The 9861-nt window shown below is 64.7% G+C and carries 9 protein-coding genes; 2 read left to right on the top strand and 7 right to left on the bottom strand.

Annotated elements, in window-relative coordinates; translation table 11 throughout:
* Positions 1–1324, top strand: a 1324-nt coding sequence (locus FFS68_RS09660) for an amidohydrolase family protein (protein ID WP_349290380.1), incomplete at its 5' end; no start/stop codon positions are given.
* Positions 1325–1420: 96 nt separating this feature from the next.
* Here the strand turns inward: FFS68_RS09660 and FFS68_RS09655 are convergent.
* Positions 1421–4015, bottom strand: a complete 2595-nt coding sequence (locus FFS68_RS09655; protein ID WP_249340107.1) for an EAL domain-containing protein — start codon at positions 4013–4015, stop codon at positions 1421–1423.
* 192 nt (positions 4016–4207) lie between these two features.
* On the opposite strand from FFS68_RS09655, the gene FFS68_RS09650 reads away from it, so the two are divergent.
* Positions 4208–5239: a fatty acid desaturase family protein gene (locus FFS68_RS09650; RefSeq protein WP_137752977.1), complete on the top strand. Its 1032-nt coding sequence runs from the start codon at positions 4208–4210 to the stop codon at positions 5237–5239.
* Here FFS68_RS09650 and FFS68_RS09645 read toward each other — a convergent pair.
* The 6 genes from FFS68_RS09645 to FFS68_RS09620 form a co-directional block, all read right to left on the bottom strand.
* Complete coding sequence (locus tag FFS68_RS09645; protein ID WP_171003803.1) at positions 5236–6003, bottom strand: DNA-binding domain-containing protein; 768 nt, start codon at positions 6001–6003, stop codon at positions 5236–5238. The genes FFS68_RS09650 and FFS68_RS09645 overlap by 4 nt on opposite strands.
* Entirely contained in the window at positions 5996–6862 is an 867-nt protein-coding gene (locus FFS68_RS09640) for a DUF692 domain-containing protein (RefSeq protein ID WP_249340106.1), read from the bottom strand. Before FFS68_RS09640 ends, FFS68_RS09645 begins: the two co-directional genes overlap by 8 nt.
* A 47-nt stretch (positions 6863–6909) precedes the next feature.
* On the bottom strand, positions 6910–7194 hold the full coding sequence (locus FFS68_RS09635; protein ID WP_137752975.1) for a hypothetical protein: 285 nt from the start codon (positions 7192–7194) through the stop codon (positions 6910–6912).
* Positions 7195–7285: 91 nt separating this feature from the next.
* Complete coding sequence (locus FFS68_RS09630) at positions 7286–7771, bottom strand: asparaginase domain-containing protein (protein ID WP_137752974.1); 486 nt, start codon at positions 7769–7771, stop codon at positions 7286–7288.
* A complete protein-coding gene (locus FFS68_RS09625) occupies positions 7768–8253 on the bottom strand; it encodes a DUF3291 domain-containing protein (protein ID WP_137752973.1) in 486 nt (161 codons plus the stop codon). The genes FFS68_RS09630 and FFS68_RS09625 overlap by 4 nt, the downstream gene beginning before the upstream one ends.
* Positions 8254–8264: 11 nt before the next feature.
* The gene (locus FFS68_RS09620) at positions 8265–9851 is read right to left on the bottom strand and encodes a lysine--tRNA ligase (protein WP_137752986.1); all 1587 of its coding nucleotides are present in this window, start codon (positions 9849–9851) and stop codon (positions 8265–8267) included.
* Between the last annotated feature and the right edge of the window lie 10 nt (positions 9852–9861).

Below are 9861 nucleotides of genomic sequence, written 5' to 3'. Positions count from 1 at the left end.
GCCCTCCCCCGCCCCACGCGTCACGATGCCGGATCAGGACAGGGGAATCTTCATGCGAAAATTCGGAATGCTTGCGGCGCTCACGCTGGCACTGCTCGGCACCGCGGCAAACGCCAAAACCACCGTCGTATACGCCGGGCGCGTCATTACCGACGCCGACAAGCCCGCGCAGGGGCCATCGACGATCGTCATCACCGACGATCGCATCACCTCGATCACCCCCGGCCGCGCCGCCGCGCCCGCCGATGCCGAAATCGTCGATCTGGGCGACAAGACGCTGCTCCCCGGCCTGATCGACCTCCACGTCCATCTGACCGGCGATCCCGGCGGCGATTTCCGCAGCGAAGCGGTCGATCCCGACGAGTGGGGCGTCGTCGTCGGCGTCAAAAATGCCGGCATCACCCTGCGCGCCGGGTTCACCACGGTGCGCGAGGCGGGATCGGCGCAATATAGCGCCTTTTCGCTGCGCCGCGGCACCGCCGCGAGGTTCATCACCGGACCGCGGATCATCGCCGCCGGTCCGGCGCTGTCGATCATCGGCGGGCATGGCGACGTCACCGGCTTTCGCGAGGACGTCCATGACGTGCTCGATCAGGGCTATACCTGCACCGGCGCGCTCGAATGCGCCGAAAAGGTGCGCAAGGCATCACGCGCGGGCGCCGACATCATCAAGATCACCGCGACCGGCGGCGTCTTGTCACAGCAAGGCCGCGGGCTGGAGGGGCATTTCACCAGCCCCGAACTGCAAAGCATTGCCGACACCGCCCACTCGCTGGGGCTGAAGGTCATGGCGCACGCGCATGGCGCGCGCGGCATCGAGGCGTCGGCAGCCGCCGGGATCGACACGATCGACCATGGCACCTTCGCCGACGATGCGGCGCTGAAAGTGATGAAGGCGAAGGGCACCTATCTGGTCCCGACGCTGATGGCGTTCGAGGGCATCCGCGAGCGGCTGGGCAAAGGCATCTACACCCCGACGGTCGAGGAAAAGGTCCGCATGACCTTGGGCAGCGTCGGCAAGGCGGTCACCCGCGCCAAGGCGATGGGCGTTCCGGTCGCCTTTGGCACCGACGCCGGCGTGTTCGATCATGGCCGCAACGGCAGCGAGTTTGCGCTGCTGGTCAAGGCCGGACTGACCCCGCGCGAGGCGCTGGCGAGTGCCACGACGGTCGCGGCAAAAGCGCTGTCGATGGACAGCGAGATCGGCCGTCTGGCTCCGGGCATGTCAGCCGACATGATCGCGGTCAGCGGCGATCCGCTGGCCGATGTGACGGTATTGGAAAAGGTCGAGTGGGTGATGGTGCGCGGGCGGGTAGCGGATTGATTGTCCCACCCCGTCATCCCGGCGAAAGCCGGGATCTCGCCGATGCGTTTGTTCGAGAGGGTGAGATCCCGGCCTTCGCCGGGATGACGGAGGTGTTCAAGCCGCGCGCCGCACCGTTCCCCGCGCTGGTGTCACCGCCTTAGTCCCAAGCAACGCATCCATATCGACCGCCTCGGCAAATTTCACCCCGACGCGGTTATCTGTTGACCAGCGTGCCTCTGCATTGATGCTGTTGTCTGGGCCGAACTCCAACGTCAGCGGCGTCCCCGGCGGGACGTTCCACAATCCTTCGATCAGCGCGCCGCGCGGCGACATATTGCGGATAATCGCTTCATACTGATGCCCGCCACTTGCGACCTGGATCGTGCGGAAAATAGTCAGCCGCGGCTCGCGCGCGCTCTTGAAACCTTGCGCCTCGGCGCGTCCGCCGCCATCGCGCAGCAGCGCCAGCACCTCGGCCAGCTCCATCGGGCGCCCATAGATATAGCCTTGGACATGGCTGCACCCCAGCCCGCGGATCAGCGCCAGATCGTCATGCGTCTCGACCCCCTCGGCGGTCGTTTCCATCTTGAGCGCGGTGGCAAGCCCAACGATCGACGAGATGATCGCGGCGTTCATGCTGCTCGGATCGGCTGCGCCCAGCACAAAACTCTGATCAATCTTGATCTTGTCGAACGGCGCCTTCTTCAAATAACCGAGCGCCGAATAGCCGGTGCCGAAATCGTCGAGCGCCAGCCGCACCCCGGTCCGTTTCAATTTCTGGAACATCGCCAGATTTTCGGGGCTCTCGTCGAGGAACACCCCTTCGGTAATCTCGAGCTCCAGCTGTTCGGGGCGGATGCCCGCCGCCGACACCGCGCTCAGAATCGTCGCGGGCAGCTTTTCATTGGCGAACTGGCGCGGCGAGACGTTAACGGCAACCCGGTACCCGGGGCCAAGCAGCGCGATGCTGGCGCAGGCGGTGCGGATGATCCACTCGCCGATCGGCACGATCAGGTTCGATTCCTCGGCGATCGGGATGAATTTCGACGGGCTGATCATGCCCTCGGTCGCGTGATGCCAGCGGATCAGTGCTTCGAACCCGGTGATCCGCTCGCTCTGCACATCGACGATCGGCTGATAGAGAAGCCGCAGCTCGTCCTTGACCAGCGCGTCGCGCAGCGCATCCTCGATCGCCTTGCGCTCGCTCGCCTGATTGTGCATCGCATCGGCATAGAAACGATAGACGCCGCGCCCGGCGTCCTTGGCGGCGTAAAGCGCGAGGTCGGCGTTGCGGACCAGCGCCGACGCAGACACCCCCTGCCCGTCCGACACCGCGATCCCGACCGAACAGCCGATACGCACCTGCTCGCCCTCAATCGAAAAGGGCTTTGCCAGGCTCAGAATGATCGCATTGGCGATCCCCGCCAGCTTTTCAGGCTGGCTCAGCTGCGGCACGACGATCTGGAACTCGTCGCCGCCCAGCCGCCCGACCTGCCCCTTGTCGCCGACAATCTGGGTCAGCCGCCCCGCGACCTGTTGCAACAGCTGGTCGCCGACCGGATGCCCCAGCGTATCGTTCACCGCCTTGAAGCGATCGAGGTCCATCAACAGCAGCGCGCACGGCTGCGGCTGCCCGATATGGCTTTTGAGCGCGCGTTCGAGCAGGTCGGTGATGTGGCGCCGGTTGGCGAGGCCGGTCAGCGTGTCGTAACGCGCCAGCTGGTTGATCTCTCGCTCCGACCTCTTCTTGTCGGTCAAATCGGTGCCGCTGCCGCGAAACCCCTGAAAATTGCCCAGCGCATTGCTGATCGGCTGGCCCGAGATCGACCACCAGCGTTCCTCGCCGACGACCGCGGCCTGCACCGTCAATTCCTTGAACGGGGTGCGCGACGACAGGCTGAAGCCCAGCGTCCGCTCCTCGCTCTCGTCGTTGCCGATGCGTTTGCGGATGATGTCGGTGAACGGTCGGCCGACCAGGTCGGACGGCGCCTGCCCCAGCCGCGCGGCGACGGTCGCCGAAATATAGACGAGTTGGCCGTGGCGATCGGTTTCCCAGAACCAGCCGCGCCCGGCGCGTTCAAAATCGCGCATCAGGTTGAGCGCGCGCTGCTGGTCGCTGACCGACAACCGCTGCGCCCGCGTCGCGCGGCGCTGATGGCGGATGTCTTCGCGCATCATCACGATCAGCAGGCCCAGGAAGACAAACCCCGCGACCGCGAACGGCCAGGACGCGATGCCGATCGCACCGCCCAATGCCGTCGCACCGGCAAAGGCGAAAAAGGCGGGGCGGACGATTGCCACCGCCGAAGCGGCGACAAGCAGCGACCCGATCTGGATCGCGGTGAACGCATCGAAATAATCGCGACCGTCGGGAACCGCGACCGCCGCGAACATCGCGGCGGCATTGAACAGGCTGCCCAGCGCGATCAGCCCCGTGCCGACCATCACCACCGGCCGTAATCTTTGCTGCAGCCATGGGCGCGGCCGGCGCATCGCCTGCCCCATGATCGTCAGCACCAGATCGCAGAACAGGCCCGCCGCCATCACCAGCCATTGCGACGGGTGCATCAGGAAACCGGTAACCCCCGGCGCGAACGCGAAGGTAAAAAACGCCAGAACACGGCTGATCAGCACATAATGCCACAGCTGGGCCACGCGCAGCAGGCGCGTCACGAACTCGGGCGAATCGAACATCGATTCACCGGTCACCAACTCGCCGACCGCCGGCCGGATGATATTACGCCGAACCCCCAATTTCCCGCTTGTCCTGCTCGTCTGGTCCACCCGGTTCAGTGGCCAAATAGAGGTTGCCAAATCCTTACCACGGCGCGGGCGTTTACCCCGTTCTTGTGCCATTATGGACGCTATTCCGTTTCGCATCGCAACTTGTTATAGGGGCTTATGCCCGCCGTCCGCCTGCTCCCGCCCGACCGCTTTTTCGACCGCAGCCAATGGGCGGCGATCACCGCCGCATCGCGCTGGCGGGGCATCTGGCTGGTCGCCCATGCGTGGATCGTCAGCATCGCGCTGGTCGGGATCGCGGCATGGTCGCAAAACCCCGCCGCTTGGGCCCTCGCCGTCGTCTTTGTCGGGGGTCGCCAGCTCGGCCTCGCCATCCTGATGCACGATGCCGCGCACGGCCTGCTGCATCCGGTGCGCAAGACCAACAATTTCCTTGGCCAATGGCTGACCGGCGCCGCGGTCGGATCAGACCTGATCGCCTATCGCACCTATCATCTTCAGCATCACAAATTCACCCAGCAGGTCGAAGACCCCGACCTGTCGCTGTCGAAACCCTTTCCCGCCACCCGCGCCAGTCTGGGCCGCAAGATATTGCGTGATCTGACTGGGCGGACCTTTTTCAAGCAGCGGCTGGCGCAATTCGGCTTTGCGCTCGTCGGGCTGAAAGCCATGCTGCGCGGCGAAGCGGTCGAAAAGGGCCGCGCCAGCACCACCGCGGGAACGCCGTTCAACAAACAGTCCGACGACGGCATGACGTCACCGACGGTCGATATCGCGGGCGCGATGGCGGTGGCGCGCGCGGTCGGGCGCTTCCTGTTCGTCCAGGCGGTGCTACTTGCCGCCTCGCTCGCGCTCTATGGCTGGACGCCCTACCTGCTGTGGCTCGCGGGGCTGGCGACGACCTTCCAGCTTTATCTGCGCATCCGCAACATCGCCGAACATGCCTGCACCACGACCGGCAGCGACGATCCGTTCACCCATGCCCGCACCACCCACGCCGGCTGGCTCGCCCGCGCGACAGTTGCGCCATATTGGGTGAATTATCATTCGGAACACCATCTGTTCATGGGGGTCCCCTGTTACCGGCTGGCCGAAGTGCACGCGATGCTCGGCCGCGCCGGGCGGCACGAATCCATGACGATCGCCCCGGGCTACGCCGCGGTGCTGCGGCAGGTGACCTCAAAACCTTAGTCGGCAGCGACCAAAATTCCGTCCGCAAGCCAGATGCCGAGCCAGTCGGCAACGGTCGCCGCCGCACGATCGCCGGCGACGGCGATCGTGCGGGCGCAAAGAGCGGTGAAGCTGCAACCCGCCGCCAATTGGTCCAGCGCCGCGCCTTCGTCCATCGACAGGCTGCGAAAGCTGGGCTGCTGTCCGCAGCGCCAGATGAGCAGGCGCACCCGGCCGGGGAGCTGGGTCACCGGCGGCGGCTCTCGATCACCGTCAAGGGCGCTCCAGATTGCGGCGCTATTATAACGAAAATCGAGCAGCCGCACCGACGGGTGGAGCGACAGCGCTCTGTCGATCCAGCCGTCACCCAATGCACCGACGCGCGCGGCGTCGAGCGCAGCGACATCCGCCGCGTCGAACGCCGCGCGCAGCGCCCCGTCGAGCATGGCCAGTTCGGCAAGCTCGCCGTCCTCGGGAAAATTCTGAGCGAGAAACGCCGCAAATTCACCGCCATAATAGCGCAGGTTGCGCGTGCTCGATCGATGCGCGGCCACATAGGCGCGCGCCACCCGGCCGAACTGCTCGTCACCCAGATAGGCCAATAGCCGCGCAAAATGATCGGCCAGGACGCCGGTCAGGCTGGCGCGGTAATTGTGGCGATAGATGTCGAGCCGCTGGCGCGCGCCGACGATGTCGTCATCGACGATCAACGCCTCGGCAACGGCGGCACCATCGATCACCCCGGTCAGGAAACGCGCCTGCATCGCGCGCAGCGCCTCAGACATAATAGGGTTCGCACATCCGCGCCGCGACCGCGCGCGCATGGTCGAGTTCGGCGATCAGCGCGGCTAGCGGCGGGATGTCGTCATCGCGCTCGATCATCGTTGCGACCGGCCCGAACAGGCCGCAGGCGTCGGCATATAATTCCCACACTGCATCGCAGACGTCGGCGTCGTGGGTGTCGATGACATAATCACCCATGTCGCTGTGGCCGGCGAGATGGATTTGCTGAACGCGCCCGGCGGGCAGTCCAACCAGATAATCATGCGGATGAAAGCCATGATTGCGCGCACTGACATAGATATTGTTGACGTCGAGAAGCAGCAGGCAATCGGCGCGCGTCGCCATTTCGGCCAGAAACTCCCACTCGCTGCGGTCGGACGCGCGAAAGGTCACATAGCTCGACGGATTTTCGATCAGGATGCGACGGCCCAGATAGTCCTGGACCCGCGAAATATTGTCGATGACGCAATCGAGCGTCGGCGCGTCATAGGGGAGCGGCAACAGATCGTGGCTGTTGTGCGCGTTGATCCCGGTCCAGCACAGATGGTCCGACACCCACAAGGGTTCGACCCGTTCAGCCAAGGCCTTGAGCTCGGCAAGATAGCCTCTGTCGAGCGGTTCGACCGACCCGATCGACAGCGACACGCCGTGCAGGACCATCGGGTAATCGGCGCGGATGGCGTCGAGCATCGCCAGTGGCTTGCCGCCGGGCACCATGAAGTTTTCCGAAATGATCTCGAGCCACTCGACGGGCTGCGGCCCGTCCAGAAAATCGCGATAATGATCGGGGCGCAGGCCAAGGCCGAAGCCCGGGTACGCAAGTGTGTTGCGATCTTTGGTGCCAGGCATCGTTTTGGACATGGATCGCTTTCCGCGCGGCGTCACACGCCGCGCGGAAAGCGACGAGGTCAGCCGATGTCGCCGATGACGCCGCCGGCGGTCAGGCACTTCGCCGCGGCCATCGCCTTGAAGCCCTGGTTCTTGCATTCATTGTGACCCTTACACTCATTGGCGCTGGTCTTGCAGTCGGCGGTGCCTTTGCAACTGTTGACGCCATAGCAATGGACCGTGTCGCTGGCGCCGATGGCGGCACCCGAACTGTTGGCCGGACGATCGGCGGCAAAGGCGGCGCCGGCGAGCGCCAGCGCGGTCGCCGAAGCGGCAATGGCGGCGGCGAATTTGTTGTTGGTCATGATGATCCTCCGAAGACAGGATGGAGGGCAAGACGCGCCTCCATGCTGTGATATTCGGATGGGCGCCAAAGATGTTACAGCCGCGCCGCCTTTATTCGCCGCGGGCGACGAAGCGCGCCCCGGCGCGATCCTTCTCGGTCGTTGCGGGGTCAAAGATCATCCCGTTCATCGCGATATAGACCCCGGGCGGCAAAATCTGCGCCGCCGCCAGCGCAAAGCCGACGTTGAATTCGGCATCGCTGGCGCGCACCGACGCGGGCTGCATCGCCCCCGTCATCACGATCGTCTTGCCCGCTATCCCTGCCAGCGCGCGGCCGGTGAGGACCATCGTATCGGTGCCATGGGTCACCAGGATATGCGGCGCATCGCTCGCCGCGACCGCGGCGCGGATCGCGGCGCGATCCGCATCGTCCAGCTCAAGGCTGTCCTTGCGCATCAATTGCGTCACTCGGTGCGGGACATGGACATTATTTTCGCGGAGCAGGTCGGGGATCGCCGCGGGGCCGATCTGGAACTCGCTGAGCGCATCGAAATAGACTTTGTCGATCGTCCCGCCGGTGGTGAAAATTTCGATCATGCGCATTCGTCCTGGACCGGCAGCGCCGGGGTGCCGTCGGGCGCGACGAAAGGCTGTTTGAAGGTGAAAGCCTCCGCCGTCGGGCCGTTCGCCGCCAGCGTGTCGATCCGCGCGACGCCCTCGGCCACGGACGGACGATGCCCGGCGGGAATCCACCACAGCGCCTGAAACACCGCGATCGGATCGAACCATTCCTTGCGCCGCCGCATGATCGCGAGATGTTCGGGCGCGCGATACACGAAGCCCGCCAGCGCCTCGACGTCGCGCCACACCGACATATTCGCGATGACATGCGGGTCGTCGTTCACCGCGACATCGGTCGCGTCATTGCCCTCGCCGACCAGTCGCCAGACAAAACCGTCGCTCGCTTCCGCAATCGCGTTCACCGCGTCGAGCGCGTCCATGAAGTCACGGTTGGCGACATGATCGGCAGGCAGGCGGAAGCGTGCGATGTTGATCTGCGCCAGCTGGTAACCCGCCATGACGTCCTCCCTCAGGCCAAAGCCTCGGCGATCAACCGCCGCGTATTGTCGATCCCGAACAGCGCGATAAAGCTGCCCATCCGCGGCCCGGCGCTCGATCCGAGCAGCGTTTCATACAGCGCCCTGAACCAATCGCGCAGATTTTCAAAGCCATAGGCTTCGTTCTTGCCAATTTCATACACGATGTTCTGGATGTCATCGGCTCCGGCGTCGGCGGGCAGCGCCGCCAGCTTGGCGTCGAGTTCGGCCAGCGCCGCGCCCTCGCCGCCCGCCGGCTTGCGGCGGTTCAGCGTCGGCGCGACATAGTCGCGGTTATACGCCATCGCATTGTCGATCAGCCGGTCGAGCTCGGGGTAAGTCGCGGCATCGGCGCCGTCGACATATTGGCCCAGGTAGCGCCAGATCTGGTCCTTCGACGCGTCCGCCCCCATCACCCCGACCAGATTGAGCAGCAAGCCAAAGGTCACCGGCAATTCTGTGGCGGGAACATCCTGCCCGCGCGCGACATGGACATGGTGCACCGGATTGCCGAGCTTCTTGTCGGCATCCTGCGCCGGGTAATTGCCGCGCATCTGCAGATATTCGTCGACCGCCTTCGGGATCACCCCGATGTGCAGCTGCTTTGCCGCCTTCGGTTCGCGATAGGCGAAGAACGCCAGGCTCTCTTCGCTGCCATAATCGAGCCATTGATCGAGGCTGAGGCCATTGCCCTTCGACTTCGAGATCTTCTCGCCCTTTTCGTCGAGGAACATCTCGTAAATCAGCCCCTCGGGCTTGCGCCCGCCGAGCGCCTTGGCGATCTTGCCCGACTGGACGCCGCTGTCGGTCAGATCCTTGCCGTACATTTCATAATCGACGCCGAGGGCAACCCAGCGCATCGCCCAGTCGACCTTCCATTGCAGCTTGGCACCGCCGCCCAAAACGCTGTGCGTGATCGTCTGGCCGCCGTCCTCGAACGACACCAGCCCCGCATCGGCATCGACGACGGTCACCGGCACCTGCAGCACGACGCCCGACGTCGGGCTGACCGGCAGGATCGGCGAATAGGTCGCGGCACGCTCGGCGCGCAGCGTCGGCAGCATGATGTCGAGAATGTCCTGATTGTGGCGCAGGACATTCTTCAGCGCATCGTCAAAGGCGCCGCTCGTGTAGCGCTCGGTCGAGCTGACAAACTCATATTCAAAGCCAAAGCGGTCGAGAAACTCGCGCAGCATCGCGTTGTTATGATGCGCGAAACTTTCAAACTTGCCGAACGGATCGGGCACGACGGTCAGCGGCTTGCCGAGATATTCGGTGAGCATCGCGTGGTTCGGGACATTGTCGGGAACCTTGCGCAGCCCGTCCATGTCGTCGCTGAACGCGACGAGCCGCGTCGGCGCGCCGGTCATTTCCTCATAGGCGCGGCGAACCATCGTCGTGCGCAGCACTTCGTTAAACGTGCCGATATGCGGCAGGCCCGACGGACCATAGCCGGTTTCAAACAGCATCGGCGCGCCGCCGGGCTTGCCGTCGGGATAGCGCTTGACCAGCTTGCGCGCTTCTTCAAAGGGCCAGGCCTTGGACGCGAGGGCGGCAGCACGAAATTCGGTCACGACAATCTTCCGGTAC

This window comes from Sphingopyxis sp. L1A2A, assembly GCF_005502465.1.
Taxonomy (GTDB): Bacteria; Pseudomonadota; Alphaproteobacteria; order Sphingomonadales; family Sphingomonadaceae; genus Sphingopyxis.
This window is presented reverse-complemented; position numbering and strand designations above follow the sequence as displayed.

Bases quoted from the DNA above. Each gene is read 5' to 3' on its own strand.
- FFS68_RS09650 (WP_137752977.1), top strand. From the start codon at position 4,208: ATGCCCGCCGTCCGCCTGCTCCCGCCCGACCGCTTTTTCGACCGCAGC.
- FFS68_RS09645 (WP_171003803.1), bottom strand. From the start codon at position 6,003: ATGTCTGAGGCGCTGCGCGCGATGCAGGCGCGTTTCCTGACCGGGGTG.
- FFS68_RS09640 (WP_249340106.1), bottom strand. From the start codon at position 6,862: ATGTCCAAAACGATGCCTGGCACCAAAGATCGCAACACACTTGCGTAC.
- FFS68_RS09635 (WP_137752975.1), bottom strand. From the start codon at position 7,194: ATGACCAACAACAAATTCGCCGCCGCCATTGCCGCTTCGGCGACCGCG.
- FFS68_RS09630 (WP_137752974.1), bottom strand. From the start codon at position 7,771: ATGATCGAAATTTTCACCACCGGCGGGACGATCGACAAAGTCTATTTC.
- FFS68_RS09625 (WP_137752973.1), bottom strand. From the start codon at position 8,253: ATGGCGGGTTACCAGCTGGCGCAGATCAACATCGCACGCTTCCGCCTG.